Consider the following 21,940-nt stretch of genomic DNA (forward strand, 5'->3'; position numbering starts at 1 on the left):
CGGCCGACACGATCATTAGCCCTTCACCCGGACCGCTTTCGGATCATAGGCTGCTGTAAGGTGCGCAGTGACCGGGAAACGGTCGCCGGCGAGCTCGACCTCGAAGCGGCCGGACTCCACGAAGGCCCGGTCGACACCAGCCGCATGCTCGATCAGTGCCAGCGCCACCGAGCGACCAAGGGTATGACCGTAGGCGGCCGAGCGCACCTCGCCAACGGGCTTCCCATCCCGAAGGATCAACTCGCCACCCCAGAGCATGGGCAAGGGATCATCCACGGTAAATTGAAGGATGCGGCGGGAGGGTGAGCCCTTCACCTTTGCGGCAAGATAGGCCTCCCGGCCGATGAAGCCCCCAGCCCTGTCGACAGCCACGGCGAAGGCGAGCCCCGCTTCGCAAGGATTGACGTCCGGCGTGAGTTCGCGGCTCCAGGCACGGTAGCCCTTCTCCAGCCGGAGCGCCTCCAAGGCATAGTAGCCGCAATCGGTGAGCCCGAAATCACGGCCCGCCGCGTGCAATGCCTCGTAGACGCCGACCGCGAATTCCGTCGGTACGATCAGTTCCCACCCGAGTTCGCCGACATAGGTCATGCGGTTGGCATAGGCGGTGGCGTAGCCGATATCGATTTCGCGGATCGTGGCGAAGGGAAAGCCCTCGTTCGAGAGATCCGCGGAGGTAAGGCGCGAGAGTACATCGCGCGACTTCGGCCCCATCAGGGCGAGAACCGCATAGGCGGAAGTGACATCGGTGAGCGTCACATGGGCCTCAGCGGCAACGTTCTTGCAGATCCAGTCCGCGTCATGCACCGCCTGCGCCGATCCGGTAATCAGCAGGAAGCGGTCGGCGGCAAGGCGCATCACCGTCAGGTCGCTCTCATATCCGCCTCGCTCATTCAGGAGGCCGGTATAGACGGAGCGGCCGATCTCCACGTCGACCTCGGCCGCACAGATGCGATTGAGTGACGTCACCGCATCGCGCCCCTGGACCAGCAGCTTGGCGAAGGAGGTCTGGTCGAAAATGCCGGCTGCCTCGCGCGTCGCTTTCATCTCGCGCTTTACCGCCTCGTGCCAATTCTGCCGGCCAAAGGCGTATTCCGTCACGGGTCTTTCACCCTCGGCGGCAAACCAGTTGGCTCGCTCCCATCCCATCTTCGAGCCGAAGCAGGCCCTCTTGGCGGCGAGCCGATCATAGAGCGGCGACCGGCGGAACGGACGCGCCGTATCCAACTCCCGGTTTGGCCAGGGCATCGCATAATGCAAGCCGAGTGTCTCCTTGACGCGATCGTGCAGCCAGCGCGGGTTGTTGTTGAAGCTCGCGAAGCGGCGGATATCGACGGGCCAGAGATCCATCGTCGGGGCGCGGTTGACGATCCACTCCGCGAGCGCTCGCCCTGCCCCGCCGGCGCTGGCGATGCCCATCGAATTGAAGCCGGCGCCGACAAAGAAGTTTCTCAGTTCGGGCGCCTCGCCCAGAATGAAATTGTTGTCCGGGGTGAAGCTCTCCGGGCCATTGTAGAACTTCTTCACCTCCGAGGTCGCCAGCTGCGGCACGCGCTGCAGCGCGTTGTGCATGAGGATTTCGAACTGGTCCCAATCATCCGGCAGCAGAGCGAACTCGAAATCGTCGGGAATGCCCGCCATGCCCCAGGGTTTGGCCTCCGGCTCGAACCCGCCCATGACCAGACCGCCGACCTCTTCCTTGAAGTAGATGTAACCATCGGGATCGCGCATGACCGGCAGATCGGGATGCACGCCGTCAATCCGGCCTGTGACGATGTACATGTGTTCGGCCGAGTGCAGCGGCACGGTAACGCCGCACATCTGGCCGACCTTGCGCGCCCATTGGCCCGCGCAGTTGACGACGATCTCGGCGGTGATGGCCCCACGGTCGGTTTCCACGGCCGTGACGGCGCCGTTGCGGACGGAAATGCCGGTGACCCGAACGCGTTCGAAAATGCGCGCACCGCGACTGCGTGCGCCTTTGGCGAGCGATTGCGTGAGATCGGTCGGATTGGCCTTGCCGTCGCCCGGCAGCCAGACGGCGCCGACGAGGTCGTCGATCGCCATGACCGGCCACAGATCCTGCGCCTCCCTCGGCGAGATCACCTCGATCTCAACGCCCTGCGCGCGTGCTGAAGCAGCGGTGCGTTTCAGCACCGTCATGCGTTCCGCCGAGCGCGCGACGGAGAGGGAGCCGCAATTCTTCCAGCCCGTAGCAAGCCCCGTCTCCGCTTCCAGCTCGCTATAGAGCTTGGTCGAATATTTGATGAGACCCGTCATATTGGCCTGGCTGCGCAATTGCCCGACCAGGCCCGCCGCGTGCCAGGTGGTGCCGCCGCTCAGTTGCCCCTGCTCCAGAAGGATGACATCCCGCCAGCCGAGCTTGGTCAGATGATAGGCGACCGAGCAACCGATAATACCGCCACCGACGATGACGACCTGGGCTTGTGTTGGAAATTCCTGCGCCATGAAACGACCCTCCCGAAACCATGGAAGGCCATACGGTAACAAAACGCCGCCAAAGAACAAGACAAAATGTTACAAAAGATTACATCTTCTATTCTGCGACGATCAGAACCGGCCCCTTGCGCTCCAGTGCCTCACGGATCGCCTCCGGCGGACGACGATCAACGATCACCCCGGCGGCAGCCTCGAACCGCGGGATGCGCAGCGGCGTCAGCCGTCCGAACTTGGAACTGTCGAGCACGAAATAGGCCTTGGCAGCCGTCGCCACCATCCGGGAGCGCTGCTCGGCGCCACTGCGGGTAAAGTCGGTCACCTCGCCATCCGGCGACAGTCCGCCACCGCCAAGGAACGCAACGTCGACGCGGAAGTGAGCGATGGCTTCGAGCGCATCGACGCCGACAGCCGCCTCCTCGTCCGGATCGATTTCGCCGCCAAGCATATGCACGCGGACCCGGGGTTGCCGGCACATCAGCAACGCGATCGACAACGAAGTCGTGCAAATCGTCAGGTTTTTCCGCCCAGACAGCGCATGGGCGACCGCCAGCGTCGTCGTGCCGGAGTCAAGGAAGACGACCATGCCGTCGCGCACCAAGCCAGCGGCAGCACGACCGATCGCCGCCTTCGCCCCGGCATTTTCCTCCCGGCGCTCGACGAACGCCGCTTCCGTCGGCTCAAAGAGGGTGGCGCCGCCATGCACGAGATCGAGCTGGCCGCGATCGGCAAGAAGCTTCAGATCCCGGCGGATCGTCTGACGCGAAACATCGAAGAAATCGGCAAGCTCGGTGATTCCAACCGTGCCGTCCTGAGCAAGGCGTCGCAGGATTTCGCCGTGACGGCGTGGTGCAAGGGCTCGGGCGCTTTGCGAGTCTGACATATGGCTATCTGTGTTCATTTTTGTCGTTTTGGCAAGCCGGGCGGCAACATCGCTGCCACTGCGGGATCATTCTCGCTCATTACCAGCAGAAGTTCACGCAGTTTTGCCGATATCTCGACAAGAATACGCTTGGAGATGTCCTTATATGTTGCATAATGTAACCATTCCTTTCACTCACGTTCCAACCCGTCGCTTCGCGATCAGGAAGGTGACAATGCAACAGGCCAGCATGGGCGCCCGCCACTTCATCTTCTATCTGCTCGACGGTTTTGCCCTGCACGGCTTTTCCGCGGCGATCGAGGCGCTGCGCCTCGCCAACGATGTGGCAGGTCGGCCAGTGTACGGATGGCAATCTGTAACGGCGGATGGTCATCCCGCGGTCTCGTCCTGCGGCACACGCATTGCTGCGACGGGATCGCTGGTGGACGAGCGTGGTCGTATGCATCGCGGCGGAGAACCGCCGTTCGTCGTCGTCTGTGGCGGCCGCGCAAAGCCGCCGGATGACAGGGCGCTGGACGCATGGCTTCGGCTTTGCGCGCGGAGCCACCGGCCACTCGCCGCGCTTGCCGGCGGTGTCTACTGCCTGGCTCGCGCCGGCCTGCTCGACGAGCGCCGTTGCGCCGTCCACTGGGAACATTTCCCGGATTTTTCGGAGCGGTACGTCGCGGCCAAGGCGCACCAAACTGCGTTTGAGATCGACGGCAGCATTTACACCTGTGCCGGCGGCAACGCACCGTTCGACATGTTCCTGCGCATCATCGAAACGGACCTCGGTCGGGACGTGACCAACCGCATCTGCGAGACAGCACTTTGCGAACGGCTTCGCGAGACGGGCGAACGCCAGCGGCTTCCGTTGCAGGCACGCCTCGGCATCGACAACCCATTGCTGATCCGGATTATCGAGCAGATGCAGGCAAACCTCGCCGAGCCACTGAAACTTGCCGACATGTCGCCGGCAACCGGCCTTTCCCGACGCCAGATGGAGCGCCTGTTTCGAAGGGAAATGGGGCGCACGCCAGCGCGCTACTATCTCGAGCTGCGGCTGGAGCGCGCCCATCTCCTTCTGCTCACCTCGTCGCTTCCCGTCATCGAGATCGCCGTCGCCTGCGGCTTCTCCACCGCCTCGCATTTTTCCCGCACCTATCGGGAGCGCTACGGCATCACGCCGCTGCGCACGCGTATCGCCGAAATGGAGCGGCTTCATAAAGGTGGTGGGTTGAGGATGGAGAAGGAAGAGCGTCGGGTGGCCTGAAAGGCGCCACGTCCATGGCGCCTTCCTTCGGGATAAAGTCTTGTTGGAGCGGGGCTACCCGCCGCGATTGGCTATCGCCAAGCCTGGGTGCGGGCCAGCAGACCGCGGGCGATCAGCGCGTGAACGAGCTTGGCAACGACGTTCGTGTAGAAGATCATCATGCCCATGGCGGCGGCCGGCGCGATGTCGCCCGCATCGTCCATGTTCAGCACCGCAACTGAGGCAAGCTTGGTGTCCGTCGCATAGAGAAAGACGACCGCCGAGACCGTCGTCATCGCATTGACGAAGAGATAGATCGCGATGTTGAGGATCGCCGGAAGGCAGACCGGCACGGTCACGCGGAACAACAGCCGATGGAACGGCTGCTTGAGGGAGGCGGCGACGGATTCGAATTCCGGATCCATCTGCTTTAGCGCGGTCAATGCCGTCAGATGCGCGACGGTATAGAAATGCGTCACCGTCGACACGACGAGGATCGTCATCGTGCCATAGATCGCGTGCAGCGGATTGGCCGGGTTGTTGAAGAAGAAGATGTAGGCAAGGCCGAGCACCATGCCGGGCACGGCCATCGGCATCATTGCCAGGAAATGAAAGAGGCCACGGCCGAAGCGGAAGCCATCGGCCTTCTCGACCATATAGGCGCCGGCAAAGACGACGACCGAGCCGAAGAGCGCCGTGAGAAGCGCGAGCCGGATCGAATTGCCATAGGCCGCCCAGCCGCCACCGTCCATCAGGTCGAAGGCAAAGTTCTTCGTCGTCAGCGTCAGGTCATAGGGCCAGAACTTAACGACGGCCGCGATCTGGCACATGGCGATCATGCCGAGAATGAACAGGCTGACGAGGCAGGCGAAGGCAAGGCAGAGCCCATCCATGCGCATGTTGGGCTTCGGCGAATAGGGTACCGCGCGCGCCGAGAGAAGTGCCACTTGCCGCTTCTGCATATGTTGATCGACGACAAAGGCAAGCACGGCTGGCACGAGCAGGATGACGGAAACGACCGCGCCCATCTCGAAATTCTGCTGGCCGATCACCTGCTTGTAGATATCGACGGCAAGCATGCCGTATTGTCCGCCGATCACCTTGGGCAGGCCGAAATCCGTGATGACCAGCGTAAAGACGACGAAGGCCGCCGACACGATGCCATAGCGCGCGCCGGGCACTGTGACGGTGGTGAAGGTGCGCCACTTGCTGGCTTTGAGAGAAGCGGCCGCCTCGTAGTGTCGGGCATCGGCGACGGAAAGCGCCGTCAGGATGATCAGGAAGGCGTGCGGCAAGGTGAAGAAGATCGAGCCGATGACGATGCCGATCGGCCCGTAGATCGAATAGCCGAGCAGCCAATCCCTGAAGATGCCCTGATTGCCGAAGAGATAGACCAGCGCTATGCCCGGCAACAGCGACGGCACCAAGATCGGGATCGTCAGGATGCCGCGAAACAGGCTCTTCAGCGGCATGCAGCTTCGCGTCAGCCCATAGGCGAGCGCAAAAGCGATCGAGACCGTGAACACGGTGCTGATCGCCGCCATCAGCACCGAATTGTAGATCGACCGGGCAAGGGCCGGTGTCGAGAAATAGGTCGCGAAGTTCTCGAAGCCGAGGCTGCGCGTCGGCCGCAGCACGACACGCCGGAACGTGCCGGAATCGTATTCGCGCCATTCCGTCCCCTTCTCCAGGGTGGAGCCGACGAGGAAGGCTGCATCATCCGTGGTACCGCGAATGCGGTAGTGAACGGGACTGCGGAACTTGAACTCCGGAAAGAACTTCGTGGCGGCAAGCCGCCCGTCGGAACTGCTGGAAAGTTCGCTCTCCGCCACTGCTTCGAGCTGCCGGTTGAGGTCCGCGGCACTGACGACCGGTCCCCAGTTCGCGACCGTCTCGTCGCTCACCTGAAACTCGAATGCCGCAAGGTCGAACCGGTGCGTGGACAGCGACTTCGACAGCATGACGAAGAGCGGCGCCCCGAGCGCCACGATCAGGTAAAGCCCGATGACCGCCATGAAGCCGAGCTTGATGCGGTCGTCGCCGGAGGCTTCCTGCCGGAGCCGCTTGCCGATAACGGGAAGATGAGGCGCTTCGAGGACCATGTTCATCGTCAGGCCCCCCTCGGATAGAGCAGCAGGCGCTCCCGCGGGATCTCCACCTGGATGGCACCGCCCGTTTCGATCCTGAGGCGCCTGACGGCGTTGACGGAAAAATCGGCGACGAGCGTGCGCTCGCCGAGGCGAGGTGCCGTCAGGCGCGTGCGCCAGAACATGCCGAGGAATTCCATTTCCCGCACCTCCGCATCGATCAGGTTCTGCGGCGTTGCCGGCCGGTCGCTGGCGTTGGCGGCATGCGCATCGGCACCATGCGGGATGATGTCGACGGGACGCACGACAGCCGTGGCCGCATGACCGGCCGAAAAATCCTCGGTCGAGCAGCAGAAGGCCGAATGGCCGATCTCGACCTCACCGTCGCGTAGCACGCTCGCGGGAAACTGATTGGTCTCGCCGATGAAGTCGGCGACGAACAGCGTTTCGGGATGGCGATAGATTTCGGTGGGCGGGCCGACCTGTTCGATGACGCCGTGGTTCATGACGACGATCCGGTCCGCCATGGCGAGCGCCTCCTCCTGGTCGTGCGTGACCATGATGGTCGTCACGCCGAGTTTGCGCTGCAGTGCCTTGATCTCGTGACGGAGGTGCACACGGACCTTTGCGTCGAGCGCGGAGAGCGGCTCGTCGAGCAGCAAGAGCCCGGGTGAGATGGCGATCGCGCGGGCAAGCGCGATGCGTTGCTGCTGGCCGCCGGAAAGTTGCGCCGGATACTTCTTGCCGTGGGCCGAAAGGCCGACCATTTCCAGCAGTTCAGCGACACGGGCCGCCACCCCCGCTTTCGATCGGCCGGTGTTTTCCAGGCCAAAGGCGATGTTCTGTTCGATCGTCAGGTTCGGGAAGAGCGCGTAGGACTGGAAGACGATGCCGTAGTCCCGGCTGGAGGCCGGCAGGGTCGAGATATTGCGCCCATCCTGCAGGATGACGCCCCGAGTCTGCAGATCGAGGCCGGCAATTGCCCTCAACAACGTTGTCTTGCCGCAGCCGGACGGGCCGAGGAAACAGATGAATTCGCCCCGCGCGATGCTGAGCGATATGTCGCGCAGCGCAATGAAGTCGCCATAGGTCTTCCACAAATCCGAGATCTGCAGATAGGGGGCCGGTTCCGCATGATCGGCGGGGCGCTGACGGCTGGTGGACATCGGTTCGATCGACAGGGCATGCCTCATCTGCAAGCTCCGCTGCTTGAGGGATTTCGGGAGAATGCGGGTGGGCGCAGCGCCAAGGCGCTACGCCCGGCCGATCAGGCTCAGCTTTTCGGTTCCGACTTGGCGTCGTAACGCTTCTGCCATTCCTTCAGGATCGCCGCCCGATGGTTGGCGGCCCATTCGAAGTCGTTGTCGATCATCTTCGAGGCGATGTCGGACGGCAGGTGCTCGACCTGCTTGGCGACACCCGGATAGGCAACGACGGCATAGCCGGCATTGTACATCTCGTTGGCTTCCTTGGTGACCGACCAGTCGACGAGCGTCTTGGCGGCTTCAAGATTTGCCGTACCGGCAATGATCGCCGTCGCCTCAGCCTCCCAGCCCGAACCTTCCGAAGGAAAGATGATGTCGATCGGCGCACCAGCGCTCCTGGCCTTGGCGCCCGGGAACTCGAAGGAAACGCCGATCACCGCTTCGCCGGCGCCGGCCATCTTGCAAGGCTTGGAGCCGGAATGGGTATAGGCAGAGATGTTCTCGTGGAGCTTGTCCATGAAGCCCCAGGCCTTCTCCTCGCCCCACATCTGCATCCAGCCCGAGACGTCGAGGAACCCGGTGCCAGACGACGCCGGATTCGGCATCACGATGTGGCCCTTGTATTCCGGCTTTGTCAGGTCGTCCCAGCTTGTCGGCGCCTTGAGGCCGAGCTTTTCGCCCTCGACCGTGTTGTAGCAGAGTGCTGCGACATAGGCGTCCATGCCGACCCAGCTCGGCGGCTTATCCTTGTCGACGAATTTCTTGTCGAGTACCTCGACACCCTTGGGCTGGTAAGGCTCCAGCATGCCCTCCGTTTTCAGGAGCAGCAGCGATGTGGCGGCCAGGCCCCAGACGACGTCGGCCTGCGGATTGTCCTTTTCGGCCAAAAGCTTGGCCGTCATGACGCCGGTGGAGTCGCGCACCCAGTTGATCTTGATGTCCGGATGGGCCTTCTCGAAGGTCGCCTTGTAACGGTCGAGGTCCACGGCTTCGATCGCCGTGTAGACGGTCAGTTGGGTTTCAGCGGCAGCGATGGCAGGAAGCACAGCGGAAGCGGCGCCGGCAAGCACAAGGAGCATGCGTCTGTTCATGATTGAAGTTCTCCTCTGAAGTCCTGGAAAAACCGGGGAAGCGCGGCGGGCAATCTTGATGCTGCCCTGTTGTGATCGGCTTCGGGAAACATTCTGCGCAGCGGTTTCCGGTAAGTAAAATTTATTATTCTTATCGTTCAGTAGATAAAAACTATGGATGCCATGCCGCGAAACCAGGCATATCGACAGGCAAACGGTCACATCTTCGGCAACCTTCAATAGAACTTCGGAAAGACTGCAAATTCCCGAGGCAGATCTGCGATTGCACCCGGAAAAGGCTGTCAAAGCATCAGGCGGCACAACAAAAAAGGGAGCCGCCACGGCAGCTCCCAGAAGGGTGATTGCGCGGGGGAAACGCTCAGATCACCATGGCAGGGAGAAGGTCTTGACGTTGGTAAAGCTCTTCATCGCCTCGATGACACCTTCCTTGTAGCCGTTGCCCGAATCCTTGATGCCGCCGAAGGGGCTCATCTCGATGCGGTAGCCCGGCACTTCCCAGATGTTGACCGTGCCGACCTTCAGCCCGGCGATGTATTTCTGCATGCGCCGGAAGTCGTTGGTGCAGACGCCGGAGGAAAGGCCGAAGGCCGTCGAATTCGACAGGGCGATCAGCGCGTCGTCGTCATCGGGCGCGCGCACGATCGGGATGATCGGCGCGAAGGTTTCCTCCATCACCAGTTCGCTCGAGTGCGCGACCCGGTCGACCACGATCGGCGGCAGCAGGGCACCCTGTCGGCCGGGGTTGTAGAGGATCTCCGCTCCCTCTTCGGCCGCCTGGTGCACGCGCCGCTCGAAGATTTCGGCCGCGCGCGCATGCACGACCGTGCCGAGTTCCGTCGCGCGGTCCATCGGATCGCCGAACTTGAGCTTCTTCGCCCGCTCCAGCACCAGCGGCACGAAGCGGTCGGCAACGCTCTCCTGGCAGAGAATGCGCTTCACCGCCGTGCAACGCTGGCCGGAATTCTTCGTCGCGCCGGCAACGGCGAGATCCGCTGCTTTGGCGAGATCGGCGTCCGACAGATCGTTGAGGATGATCAGCGGGTCGTTGCCGCCGAGTTCCAGCACCTGCCGCTTGTAATGCGCGTGCGCCGCAATCAGCTTTCCGACCGGCACGCTGCCCGTGAAGGTGATCAGGTCGAAGTTCGGGTTGGTGATCATCTCCATGCCGATATCGGCCGGCCAACCGGTCACGACCGAGAGCATCTCCGGCGGCAGGCCGGCTTCGTAGAGAATGTCGGCGAAGACGAGCGCCGTCATCGGCGTCAGTTCGGTCGGTTTCAACACCACGCAATTGTTCGTCGCAACGGCCGGCGCCACCTTGTGTGCCACCATGTTGAGCGGGTGGTTGAAGGGCGTGATCGCCGAAATGGCGGTCAGCGGTTCGCGGGTGGTGAAGATCTTGCGCGCCTTGCCGTGCGGGGTGAGGTCGCAGGAGAAGATTTCGCCATCGTCATGGATGCACATCTGACCGGACAGCGTCAGCACGTCGAAGGCGCGGCCGACCTCGTAAAGCGAATCCTGCTTCGAAATGCCGAGCTCCAGAGTGATCAGGTCGGAGATCTCCTCCTTGCGCGCGACGAGCAGCTCCGCCGCCTTCAGCAGGATGCGCTGACGCTCGTAGCGCGTCAGCTTCGGCTGGTAGGCGGCCGCGATCTCGAAGGCCTTGCGGGCGTGCTCGGCGTTGCCCGCCGGCACGGTGCCGATCACGGCATCGTTCCAAGGGTAACGCACCTCGATGCGCCCCTCGGTCTCGACCGCCTTGCCGGCGATCCGCATCGGCTCGTGGCGAATTGCGAATGTCGTTTCCACCTTGGTCATCGCTCCCTCCCTAATGTGCGGCTTGCGCGGCTGCGACGAGCGCATAGAAGAAGGCATCGAAATTGCGCAACGTGCCGGCCGCCGAAAGCTCGGGCAGCTTGCGGTTGGCGATGAAGGGGACCTCCTGCTCGGTCAGGCCACCGTGCGAGCGCAATGGCTCGTTCAGCGCGGCAAGGTCGTGACGGTGCTCGCTGGTGCCGAGCGTCTTGTTTTCGGTCGAGATCAGCACGAGATCGCCGATGCGGTCGTCGGGCAGGTCGAAACGCACGCAGGCTTCCGGACGGAAGAGCACGACGTCGATGCCGTCGGTCGCCTGCAGGCGCTCGATGATCTCTTCCTTGTCCGTCCCTTCAGGCAGATAGGCCGTGGCGAACGAGCCGAGCGCGCCGTGATGGACGACATAGGGGTCGGTGATCGGCAGGATCACCCGCGCGGCGTCCTTGCCGAGCCATTCGTCGAGCAGGTCCTGAACGTAGACGACATCCGGCGAACCATCGGCCTTGTGCTTCGGCTTCATGCCGTGATCGGCGGTGACGATGATTGCCGCACCCAGCGCGTCGAGTTCGGTCAGGTACTTGTCGAACATCTCGTAGAAGGCGTTCGCCTGCGGCACCCCCGGCGCGTATTTGTGCTGCACGTAGTCGGTCGTCGTCAGGTACATGACATCCGGCCGGAATTCCTTGAGCAGCTTGACGCCGGCGGCGAAGACGAACTCGGAAAGATCCGCCGAATAGACTTCCGGCACCGGCCGGCCGAGCCAGGCCGAAGCATTGTCGAGGCCGTTTTCCGCCCTGGTCGTCTTGTCGGATTTTTCCGACGAGAAGCAGATCGCCCTGCCCTCGTCGAAGGTGAGGCCATGGCCGAGAAGCGCCCGCAACTTGTCCTTCGCCGTCACGACCGCGACCTTTGCACCGGCATCGTAGAACGCCTTGAAGATGGTCGGCGCGCGCAGGAAGCGCGGGTCGTTCATCATCACTTCCTTGCCGGTCTGCGGTTCGTAGAGATAGTTGCCGCAGATGCCGTGGATCGCCGGCGGTCGACCGGTGGCGATGGACAGGTTGTTGGGGTTGGTGAAGCTCGGGATAACGCTGAGCGCGGTACGCTCCGTTCCGGTCTTGCGGATGCGCTCGAGCGTCGGCATCAGCCCGGCCTTGATGGCTTCGTCGAGATAGGCCGGTTCGCAGCCATCGAGGCAGATGGCGATGGCCGGAACCTTCGGCCAGGGATAGGTGCGGCGGTTGGCGGTGACGGTGATCTTGGACATCTGGTTCATGGGAGTTTCCTCTGTGTTCAGGCAGCGAGGCGGCGGCGTTCCTCAAGGGCAACGGCCGGCGGGGCGGCGCTGTCGACGCCCATTTCGGTCAGGGATTCGCGGGCAGCCGCGACCACGCAGCGCATGACATGCTCGTCCATGCGGCCGATGCAGCCCACACGGAAGCTGTCGACGACGGTCAACTTGCCCGGATAGATGATGAACCCCTTCTCCTTCATCAGGTCGTAGAAACGATCGAAGGCGAAGGCCGGATGGGCCGGGCTGAAGAAGGTGACGATGATCGGCGACAGCCACTGGTCGGCAAGCAGCGTCTCGAACCCGGTCTCACGCATTCCGGCGACCATGACGTCGCGGTTGCGGGCATAGCGGGCTCCGCGGCCGGCGACACCGCCCTCTTCCCGGTGCAGCCGCAGCGCTTCCAGGAAAGCCGCGACCACATGGGTTGGCGGCGTGAAGCGCCACTGGCCGGTCTTGTTCATGTATTCCCATTGGGCATGTACATCGAGGCTCAGCGAATGGCTGAGACCCTTGGCGGCCTCCAGCTCGCTCTTGCGGGCGATGACGAAGCCGAAGCCGGGCACGCCCTCGATACATTTGTTGGCGGAGGAGACGATCGCCTCGTAGCGGAAATCGTTGACACCGGCCGGCACGGCGCCGAAGGCGCTCATGGAATCGACGAGCAGCTTGCGGCCGCGGGAGTAGACGGTGTCGGAGATCTCCTTCAGGGGATTGAGGATGCCCGAGCTGGTCTCGCAATGGACGACGACGACATGGGTGATCGCCGGATCGGCATCAAGCGCGGCGGCGACTTCGGGACCGCGCGGTGGCATGTAGTCGCCCTTGTCGATCGTCACGTGATCGCGACCGAGATAGGAGAGCGTCTGGGCGATGCGCTTGCCATAGGCGCCGTTCATCAGCACCAGTACCTTGCCGTCCTTCGGAACGAAACTGCCGAGCATCGCCTCGACCGAGAACGAGCCGCTGCCCTGCATCGGCACGCAATCGAACTCACCCTCGGTATCGCCGGCAATCTCAAGCAACTCGCCGCGAAGTCTGGCGGTCATCGCGCGGAAATCGCCGTCCCAGGACCCCCAATCCTTCAGCATCGCTTCCTTGACTTCATAGGCCGTGGTCAGCGGGCCGGGCGTCAGGAGATAGGGTTCGCCGAGTCTCGGCTTTTCCAGGGGCGCGATGGTTCTGTCAGAAGCGGTGTTTGGCATGGTCCGTCCTCGCAGTTGGCGTGTTCGAGAAAGACAATGCGGTGGAAACATGTATCTGTAAAATCGTTCTTTTGTATCAATATATAGACTGTACTTATACATCTAGGCTGCGGGAACCAGACGGCTTTCGAGCAGATCTCCGCTGTCGCGCAGACGCGGATAGGCCATGGCCGTCACCAGTGAATTGACCTCCTTCAGCGCCCGCACGATCTCCAGATGCATGTCGCTCGACAGGATGCTCGCCGCCACCCCTTGGCGAAGCCGCTCCAGATGGCTCTTGCTGCTCTCCTCGACGAGGCGGCGCACGTGTTCCTTTTGCCGGACCATCTCGCGGGCAATCACCGGGTCGGGGGAGACGAGAAGATTGGCCGCGAGCCTGACATTGGAAGATACGGCCGCGTGCAGCAGGGTGAGCTCGCGCCAGCCCGCCTGCGAGAAGGTGCCCGCGCCCTCCAGCCGCTCCTCTGCCATTTGCAGAAGGTTCTTCGCAACGACGTCGCCGGCATATTCGAGATGGATCGCCGCCTCCGTGAGCTCGATGCCGCGCCGGGATTGGTCTTCGGTGAGCACACCGCGGTTGACGGCGGCGATGTAGAGCTTGATCTCGCTATGCGCCCGGTGGATGTCGGCGTCGATGCCGCGCAGCGTCTTGACCGCCTCCGGCGTCGGCGACTGAATGACAGTCATGACCGGCTCCAGCATTCGCGCAATGAGATTGCCCATGTGCAGCACTTCGCGCGCCGCGGCCGCGAGCGCCTGCGCCGGCTTGTCGATCAGCGTGCGGTCGAGCGCGCTGACATGGACAGAGTGGTCGCCAGCACCGGCGGCGTCCGGCATGAGCAACTGAACGAGCCGCGCCATCGCGCCGCAGGAAACCATTCCGACGAGAACCAGGGTGGCGTTGAAGAATACATGCAGGTTGACGAGTTGGCCGGCCGCCGTATCACCCGGAAGCCAGGTGAAAGGGGCGTGCAACGAGAATAGGCCGAAGATCATTGCGCCGAACAGGGCGCGAAAGAGGAGGTTCCCAAGCGGCAGGCGCCGGCCCTCGACCGGCAGACCGCGCGTCAGCCATAGCGCGATCAACCCGCCGCCAATGTTGACGCCGAGAACCAAGGGTATGCCGACCTCGATGGGCACGATGCCTTTCGCGGCAAAGGTCAGGATCAGCAGGATCGCCGCCACGCTGGAATGCAGCGCCCAGGTAAAAAGCGCCGCAAGGATCATCACGGTCAGCGCGTCCCTGCCGATGAAAGCGACGATGGACGGCAGGAGCGGGCTTTGCGCGAGCGGCTGCGTCGCATGGCCGATCATCTGCAGCGACAGGAGCAGAAGGCCGATGCCGAGCACGGCGCGTCCGCCTTCAACAGCCTTGCGCGCCGAGGCCTTCAGATGCATGAGGCCGCCCACCGCAATCAAGAGCGGCGCCAGCCAATTGAGATCGAAGGACAGGATCTTGACGACGAGCGCCGAACCGAGATCGGCGCCGAGCAGCACCGCCAGGCCGGTATCAAGCGCCAGCGCGCCGCTGACGGCGAAGCCGGCGGCAAGCATGGCGACGGCCGTCGAGCTCTGCAAGGCAATGGCAACGGCGCAGCCGCAGGCGGCGGCGCGCGGCCGCCCACCAGCGCCGCCGACGGTGCGCGCGACGATGTCGCCCGCCGCCGCTTCAACGCCTTTCTTCACGAGACTGACGGCATAGAGCAGCAGGACGGTTGCGGCGGCGAGCTCGAGGGCGACAGCCGGCAGGTTCATGGGCGTGTTCCGGAAAGAGCAGCAATCCGAAAACTATCCTTTGCGACTTTACATAAATCAAATCGTTCGTTCTAATGAATCCATAGGTCAGATCTATCCTGAAGAGGCGTCCGCACGCATGCGCTATGTCCAGCTTCGCGCCTTCCACAATGTGGCAATCCATGGCGGCTTCTCGCGCGCTGCGGAAGCGCTGTTCCTCACCCAGCCTGCCATTTCGGACCAGGTGCGCAAGCTCGAGGAGGAGTACGACGTGCTGCTCTTCAACCGAAACAAGAAGCAGGTGACACTGACCCAGGCCGGCCAGAACCTCCTTGAAGTCACGCGCCGCATGTTCGACGTCGAGCAGCAGGCGCTGGACCTTCTTTCGGAATCGCGGGCGCTCAGGGCCGGCAAGCTTCGCATCGTCGCCGACGCTGCCCACCACCTGCTGCACATCCTTGCCGCCTTCCGGCGCACCTACCCGACAGTGCAGGTCTCGATCGATTCCGGCAATACCGAGACGGTCATCACCAGTCTGCACGCCTACGAGGCGGATATTGGCGTTCTCGGCGAAATCCCGCAATCGAGCGATTTCGACATCCTGAAACTCAATTCCACGCCAATCATCGCCTTTGCCAGCTTCAACTATTCGCTGGACAATCGGAAGAAGATCACCTTCGCCGAGCTCGTGAAACACCCGCTCGTCATGCGCGAGCAAGGCTCGAAAACCCGGCAAAAGCTGGAGGCCATGGCGGCACGATGCGGCGTGCAGCTGACGCCGCTGATCGAGGCCGAAGGCCGTGAGGCCGTTCGCGAGATCGTGGCGGCCGGCGGCGGCGTCGGTTTCGTCTCCTCCGCTGAGTTTGGCCAGGACGCCCGCCTCGTTCCCATCGAAATCGACGCGCCCGAGATGCTGATGGACGAAGCGCTGATCTGCCTGCGCGAGCGCAGCAACGGCAAGCTCGTCAGCGCCTTCTTCGACATTGCGCGCAAACTTGCGCACACGCCGACGTGAGCCGCGAGGGATCAAAGACACAAAGGTGTCGCTGCAGCGCTTTGACTTGCCGCATGCTTTGTCCCTTTGACCCGCTGTCATTAAAGGGGACGTGCAGTCGGCCGCCGGTTTGACGCCTGAACGACGGTCACGGCGATCATGTGGAAGACGTCGTCGACAGTACAGCCACGCGAAAGGTCGTTGGCGGGCTTGGCGAGCCCTTGCAGGATCGGGCCGATGGCGGTGGCGCCGCCGATGCGCTGAGCGATCTTGTAACCGATATTCGCCGCATCGAGATTGGGGAAGACGAAGACATTGGCCTCACCATGCAGTGCCGAGTTGGGTGCCTTGGCGGCACTCACCGCCTCGACGAAGGCGCTGTCGAACTGCAATTCCCCATCGATGACAAGGCCGGGTGCCGCGGCATGGGCAAGCCTCGTCGCCTCCACCACTTTGGAAACGCGCTCGTGCGCAGCACTGCCCGCAGTCGAAAACGAGAGCATCGCCACCTTCGCAGGCTTGCCGGAGAGCGCCTCGAAGGACTGCGCCGAAGTCACGGCGATGTCGGCGAGGCCTGCAGCATCGGGATCCACCACCAAACCGCAATCGGCAAAGACGAAAGCGCCCTTCTTCGCGTGATGCGGCGCACAGAGCATCATCAGGAAGAAGCTCGAAACGAGACTGACGTGTGGCGCGCGGCCGATGGTCTGGAGCGCGGCGCGCACCGTGTCGGCGGTGGTCGCAACCGCGCCGCCAACTGTGCCGTCGGCCGCATCTTCCCGCACCATCATGGCAGCAAAGACGAGCGGCGAACGCACCGCCTCCCCCGCTGCTGCCTCATCCACACCCTTGTTCCGTCGCAGTTCATGGTAAGCCGCAGCAAGGCGCCGGGTAAGCGGTGACGAGGCCGGATCCTCGATGCGGACTTCGCCCGGCCCCGCACCGGCGGCCTCCAGCCGCTCTTCGACAAGCTTGCGACTGCCGACGAGCGTGATTTTGGCAAGACCGGCACGAACGGCCCTGAGGCCCCCCTCGACGATGCGCGGGTCTTCTCCCTCGGCAAGCACGATGTGGCGCGGCGCGGCCTTCGCGGCTTCGAGAATGCGATCGAGCGGTTTCATCAGGCCTGCCCCAGATAGTGAATGCCGACGAGGATGAAGAGAGCGATGAAGATGGTTTCGGCAACGATTAGCGCGACCGCATCGCCGCCGACGTCGAGCACGCGGCGAAGCGAAGTGCGCATGCCGACGGCGACGATGCCGGCGAGCAGCGCCCAGCGCGAAGTCTCCATCCCGGCCTTTGCGACCATTTCCGGCACGAAGCCGAAGGAGTTCAGCGCCGCAAAGATCAGGAAGGCGACGACGAAGCCGGGCAGCAGCGGGGGGCGCTTGCCAGTCTCGCCTTCGGGCTGCGGCACGTTGCGCAGCACCATCGAGAAGGTCAGCACGACCGGCGCCAGCATGGTGACGCGGATCAGTTTGACGAGGGTGGCCGTCTCGCCCGCCTCCGGCGAGACCGAGAAGCCGGCGCCGACGACCTGGGCGACATCATGGATCGTGCCGCCGAAAAAGATGCCCGTCGCCCGGGCATCGAGCCCCACGGTCTGGGCGATGATCGGATAGGCAATCATCGCAAGGGTGGAGAGGACCGTGACCGAGAGCACGGTGAAGATCAGATTGCGCTCGGAAAACTCGTTCTTCGGCAGCACGGCGGCGATCGCCATTGCCGCCGACGCGCCGCAGATGGCGACGGAACCGCTGGTGATGAGCGCCAACCGCCAGCCGCGGCCGAGCAGCTTCGCGGCGATCAAGCCGAAACCGATCGTCGCGGCGATGGCAGAAACGAGCAGCAGGATCGTGCTGGCGCCGAGCCCGATCAGGAGGTCGACGCTGATGCGCATACCGAGCAGCGCCACGCCGATGCGCAGCACTTTCTTGGCGCAGAAATCGATGCCGGCGACGCAACGTCCCTCCTCCGAGAGAAAATGAAAGGCGATGCCGAGCAGCAGCGCCATCAGCATGGCTGGCGCACCGTAGTGGTCGGAGAGGAACTGCGCGGCGACGGCAACCGCCGCGGTGACGGCGAAGCCTGGCCAATAGGTCGAAAATCCGGAGGGCATGCTGCGGAAACGTTCGTGGACGGAGGCGGTGAAAGTCATGTTTGCGTTCCGGTCGCTTGCGGGAAGCTTCGCCTGCCCGGGCTGACCGGGCAGGCATGGTCTGTGAACGGTCACGCCCGCTTCTGCGGACGCATGTCGGCGCGGTCGATACCGGCCACCGGCACCGGCTTTTTCATCGCGTCGCGGCGGAAAGGCTCGCCAAGTTCCTGGTTGAGGATGACTTCGATGAAAGTCGTCACGCCGTTCTTCTGGTCGGTGATCGCGGTTGAAAGCGCCTCGGTGAGTGCCGCCGTGGTATCGACGGCGACGCCCTTCAGGCCGCAGCCCTCGGCGACTTTCGCGTAGGAGAGATTGGGATTGAGCTCGGTGCCGACGAAATTGTTGGCATACCAGAGCGTCGTGTTGCGCTTTTCCGCGCCCCATTGGTAGTTGCGGAAGATCACCATGGTGATGGCCGGCCAACCCTCGCGGCCGATCGACCCCATCTCGTTCATCGAGATGCCGAAGGCCCCGTCGCCGGCAAAGCCGACTACCGGCACGTCCGGGCAACCGATCTTGGCGCCGACGATCGACGGGAAGCCGTAACCGCAGGGCCCGAACATGCCAGGTGCGAGATATTTCCGGCCGGCCTCGAAGGTCGGATAGGCGTTACCGATCGCGCAATTGTTGCCGATGTCGGTGGAGATGATTGCCTCCTTCGGAAGGGCCACCTGGATCGCCCGCCAGGCCTGGCGTGGCGACATGCGGTTCGGCTCGCGCGAACGCGCGGTCTCGTTCCACTCCGTGCCCGGATCGTCGTCCTCGTGGTCCATGGAGGAGAGCTGCTGCTGCCAGGCCGAACGGGTCTGGTGGATCGCAGCCTTGCGCTCATCGCGGCCGGCATCACCGGCCGACGGCGAGAGCTGCTCGAGGATCTGGCGGGCGACCTGCTTGGCGTCGCCGCAGATGCCGACCGTCACCTTCTTGGTAAGGCCGATCCGGTCGGCATTGATGTCGACCTGGATGATCGAAGCATTCTTCGGCCAATAGTCGATGCCGTAGCCCGGAAGCGTCGAGAAGGGATTGAGCCGGGTGCCGAGCGCCAGCACGACGTCGGCCTTGGAGATCAGCTCCATCGCCGCCTTCGAGCCGTTATAGCCGAGCGGACCGACCGACAGGCGATGGCTGCCGGGGAAGGCGTCATTGTGCTGGTAACCGCAGCAAACCGGTGCATCGAGCCGCTCGGCAAGCTTCATGGAATCACCAATGGCATTGCCTATGACGACGCCGGCGCCATTGAGGATGACCGGGAATTTTGCCCCCGACAGCAGCTTTGCGGCCTCTGCGATCGCCTGCGGCCCACCGGCCGGACGTTCGAAACGGACAATTGCCGGCAGGTCGACGTCGATGACCTGGGTCCAGTAGTCGCGCGGGATATTGATCTGCGCAGGCGCACAGCCGCGCCAAGCCTTTTCGATGACCCGGTTCAACACCTCGGGAATGCGGGAGGGATCGCGCACTTCTTCCTGATAGCAGACCATTTCCTCGAACATCGCCATCTGGTCGACTTCCTGGAAACCGCCCTGGCCAATCGTCTTGTTGGCCGCCTGCGGCGTCACCATCAAGAGCGGCGTGTGGTTCCAGTAGGCGGTCTTGATCGCAGTGATGAAACCGGTGACGCCCGGGCCGTTCTGGCCGATCGCGACCGACATCGTACCGGTGGCACGGCTGAAGCCGTCCGCCATCATGCCGGCATTGGTCTCGTGGGCGCAGTCCCAGAACTTGATGCCGGCCTTGGGGAACAGGTCCGACACCGGCATCATGGCCGAGCCGATAATGCCGAAGGCATGTTCGAGGCCATGCATCTGCAAGACTTTGACGAAGGCTTCCTCGGTGGTCATTTTCATGGGGTAGTTCCTTTCCTGGGAATTATTTCAAAGAGTTAGAGGATCTCATCGCGGAGGTAGTACCAGCGGTACATTCCCCATTGGCCAAGCCTGCGGAACGGAGTCAGCAGCCCGTGGCTCGGCAAGGGCGAGGTGAAGATGGGAAGGTCGAGAGCGCCGCCCTTGCCGGCGACCATCTGCGCCATCCGACGCCCGGCCTGGGCGGAATACATCACGCCGTTGCCGCCATAGCCCATCGCGTAGAACAGGCGCTGCGCCGGATCCGGCTGGAAGATCCGCGGCATCATGTCGTGGCTGACATCCACCCAGCCCCACCAGGAGTAGTCGATGTCGATGCCGCGGAGCGCCGGAAACTTGCGGTAGAGACCGGCGAGCAGCAGTTCGAGATGCTTCGGATTGCCGGCATCACGCCCGGTGATGGCGCTGCGGCTGCCGATCTGCACCCGGCCATCGGGCAGCATGCGGTAGTAGTGGCGGAGTGTGCGCGTGTCGGTGAGCGGTATGCGCGCCTTGAAATTCAGTGCCTGCTGCTCGCCTTCAGTCAACGGCCGCGTAACGATCGAGTTTGACAGGATCGGCATCAGCCGGTGGCGCGTGAGCGCATTCATGCCGGGCGACGTGTAGCCCGCTGTTGCAATGCAGACGGCGCGGGCACGAACCGTGCCGCCTGGCGTCGTCAGGTAGTGCACACCACCCTTCGCCGTGCAGGACAGCACCGGACTCGAGATATGAACCTTTGCGCCAAGCCGCCGCGCCAGCTTCAGATAGCCGAAGGCGAGCTTTGCCGCATGAATGCCCATGCCGTCGGGCTCATACATCGCCCCGCGCGCTTCCTCGTCCCGGACGAAATCGCGATGGATCTCCTCGCGCGAGACCATGCGAGCGCGATAGCCGAACGTGTCGTTGAGGACGCGAACCTCGCTTTCGAGCGCCGGCAGCATCTTGTCGCGGTGGGCGATATAGAGATGGCCGCCATCCTGCGGATCGCAGTCGATCTCCGGCTCCCGGACGAGCGCCCGGAAGAGGTCGAAACCTTCGGCGATCTCGGCATGCATCTTTCTGGCGACATCCACGCCCCAGCGCGCAATCCATTGCGAGCGTTTCAGGCGGCCGGCGGAAATCTGCGCCTGCCCGCCATTGCGGGTGCTGCAGCCCCAGGCAACGCCATTGGCCTCCAGCACCGTCGCCTTGATGCCGTGCTCGCGTGCCAGATGGATGGCACAGGAGAGGCCAGTATAGCCCGAACCTATGATGGCGACGTCGACATCGATGTCCCGCGTGACGGGACCATCATCCTCGGGTTCGGGCCCGGCGGTACCAATCCAGTAGGTCGGCGCATAGTCCTTGCCCGTACCGGGGCTGCGGGCATGGTTGGGATCATAGGCCGGATCAAACGGCTGCCTTGCGGGCTTGAGAGGGGTGGCGCGCAGTTGCATGGCTCTTGCTCCAGGCCATCAGTAGCGGGGTTGCAGGACCGGGCGGTTCTTGCGGAACGCCTGCTTGCGCACGATCTTGCCGTTGCGAAAAGTGAAGAGGTCACAGCCTTCCGCCTCGATGCGGCTGCCATCGGCGACCGTGCCCGAGAACGTCCATTCGGACACGCCGCGATCGCCCTCCACGAAATGGCTGTGATTGCCCCACTCGGCGTCCGGCATCGATTTCCAGACGCCGCTGAAAGCGTCGGCAATCGCTCCGGTGCCGACGAAGCGGGTGCCGTGAACCTCCGGGCCGCCGACCGCATTGAATACACAGTCCTCGGCGAAGAAGCGCATGACCCCATCGATGTCGTGCCGGTTGAAGGCATCGAACAAGGTTTTGAGATCGGCTGCAGAGAGTGTCATGGTCCTGTCCTTTGGCTTGGTCCGCAAGGCATGGCTTCGCCGGAGACGGGAAATGCCGTCTTCAAAAGGCCGCCAGGCCGAATTCAGATGAAGTGTCGAAGTTG

Annotated in this window: 16 protein-coding genes; 2 read left to right on the forward strand and 14 right to left on the reverse strand. The window is 63.3% G+C overall.

All coding sequences use genetic code 11. From position 1 onward, the window contains the following. Positions 1–15: 15 nt before the first annotated feature. Both QM996_RS25675 and QM996_RS25680 read right to left on the reverse strand, forming a co-directional pair. On the reverse strand, positions 16–2,466 hold the full coding sequence (locus QM996_RS25675; protein WP_334196742.1) for a GcvT family protein: 2,451 nt from the start codon (positions 2,464–2,466) through the stop codon (positions 16–18). Between the two features lie 88 nt (positions 2,467–2,554). Beyond that, positions 2,555–3,337: a DeoR/GlpR family DNA-binding transcription regulator gene (locus tag QM996_RS25680; RefSeq protein ID WP_173520048.1), complete on the reverse strand. Its 783-nt coding sequence runs from the start codon at positions 3,335–3,337 to the stop codon at positions 2,555–2,557. A 214-nt stretch (positions 3,338–3,551) separates the two neighbouring features. On the opposite strand from QM996_RS25680, the gene QM996_RS25685 reads away from it, so the two are divergent. Then, positions 3,552–4,589 (forward strand): GlxA family transcriptional regulator, encoded by a 1,038-nt coding sequence (locus tag QM996_RS25685; protein WP_173520049.1) that lies wholly within the window; start codon positions 3,552–3,554, stop codon positions 4,587–4,589. Positions 4,590–4,660: 71 nt separating this feature from the next. Here QM996_RS25685 and QM996_RS25690 read toward each other — a convergent pair whose 3' ends face one another. The 7 genes from QM996_RS25690 to QM996_RS25720 all read right to left on the reverse strand — a co-directional run bounded on the left by QM996_RS25690 (position 4,661) and on the right by QM996_RS25720 (position 15,017). Beyond that, complete coding sequence (locus tag QM996_RS25690) at positions 4,661–6,670, reverse strand: putative 2-aminoethylphosphonate ABC transporter permease subunit (protein ID WP_334198671.1); 2,010 nt, start codon at positions 6,668–6,670, stop codon at positions 4,661–4,663. A gap of 8 nt (positions 6,671–6,678) precedes the next feature. After that, positions 6,679–7,848, reverse strand: a complete 1,170-nt coding sequence (locus tag QM996_RS25695) for a putative 2-aminoethylphosphonate ABC transporter ATP-binding protein (protein ID WP_334196743.1) — start codon at positions 7,846–7,848, stop codon at positions 6,679–6,681. Positions 7,849–7,928: 80 nt separating this feature from the next. Next, positions 7,929–8,939 carry a putative 2-aminoethylphosphonate ABC transporter substrate-binding protein gene (locus QM996_RS25700; protein WP_246304709.1) on the reverse strand — a complete coding sequence of 337 codons (1,011 nt, stop codon included), beginning with the start codon at positions 8,937–8,939 and terminating at the stop codon, positions 7,929–7,931. Positions 8,940–9,314: 375 nt separating this feature from the next. Continuing rightward, positions 9,315–10,769 (reverse strand): phosphonoacetaldehyde dehydrogenase, encoded by a 1,455-nt coding sequence (phnY, locus tag QM996_RS25705; protein WP_334196744.1) that lies wholly within the window; start codon positions 10,767–10,769, stop codon positions 9,315–9,317. A 10-nt stretch (positions 10,770–10,779) separates the two neighbouring features. After that, the gene (phnA, locus tag QM996_RS25710) at positions 10,780–12,042 is read right to left on the reverse strand and encodes a phosphonoacetate hydrolase (RefSeq protein WP_334196745.1); all 1,263 of its coding nucleotides are present in this window, start codon (positions 12,040–12,042) and stop codon (positions 10,780–10,782) included. Positions 12,043–12,059: 17 nt separating this feature from the next. After that, positions 12,060–13,262 (reverse strand): 2-aminoethylphosphonate--pyruvate transaminase, encoded by a 1,203-nt coding sequence (locus QM996_RS25715; protein ID WP_173520054.1) that lies wholly within the window; start codon positions 13,260–13,262, stop codon positions 12,060–12,062. 102 nt (positions 13,263–13,364) lie between these two features. Then, a complete protein-coding gene (locus QM996_RS25720) occupies positions 13,365–15,017 on the reverse strand; it encodes a Na/Pi cotransporter family protein (protein ID WP_173520055.1) in 1,653 nt (550 codons plus the stop codon). Between the two features lie 118 nt (positions 15,018–15,135). On the opposite strand from QM996_RS25720, the gene QM996_RS25725 reads away from it, so the two are divergent. Continuing rightward, positions 15,136–16,011 (forward strand): LysR substrate-binding domain-containing protein, encoded by an 876-nt coding sequence (locus QM996_RS25725; RefSeq protein WP_334196746.1) that lies wholly within the window; start codon positions 15,136–15,138, stop codon positions 16,009–16,011. An 80-nt stretch (positions 16,012–16,091) separates the two neighbouring features. Here the strand turns inward: QM996_RS25725 and pta are convergent, their stop codons facing one another. From pta to QM996_RS25750, 5 genes are all read right to left on the reverse strand, one after another. Beyond that, positions 16,092–17,111, reverse strand: a complete 1,020-nt coding sequence (gene pta / locus QM996_RS25730; RefSeq protein WP_334196747.1) for a phosphate acetyltransferase — start codon at positions 17,109–17,111, stop codon at positions 16,092–16,094. Further along, positions 17,111–18,148, reverse strand: coding sequence for a YeiH family protein (locus QM996_RS25735; RefSeq protein WP_334196748.1), 1,038 nt, complete (start codon positions 18,146–18,148; stop codon positions 17,111–17,113). The genes pta and QM996_RS25735 overlap by 1 nt, the downstream gene beginning before the upstream one ends. A gap of 71 nt (positions 18,149–18,219) precedes the next feature. After that, the gene (gene xsc / locus QM996_RS25740) at positions 18,220–19,995 is read right to left on the reverse strand and encodes a sulfoacetaldehyde acetyltransferase (protein ID WP_334196749.1); all 1,776 of its coding nucleotides are present in this window, start codon (positions 19,993–19,995) and stop codon (positions 18,220–18,222) included. Positions 19,996–20,030: 35 nt separating this feature from the next. Continuing rightward, positions 20,031–21,431, reverse strand: a complete 1,401-nt coding sequence (locus QM996_RS25745; protein ID WP_334196750.1) for an NAD(P)/FAD-dependent oxidoreductase — start codon at positions 21,429–21,431, stop codon at positions 20,031–20,033. 18 nt (positions 21,432–21,449) lie between these two features. Further along, complete coding sequence (locus tag QM996_RS25750; RefSeq protein WP_334196751.1) at positions 21,450–21,836, reverse strand: nuclear transport factor 2 family protein; 387 nt, start codon at positions 21,834–21,836, stop codon at positions 21,450–21,452. Between the last annotated feature and the right edge of the window lie 104 nt (positions 21,837–21,940).

The organism is Sinorhizobium chiapasense, from assembly GCF_045277575.1.
GTDB classification, from domain to species: Bacteria; Pseudomonadota; Alphaproteobacteria; order Rhizobiales; family Rhizobiaceae; genus Ensifer; species Ensifer chiapasense_A.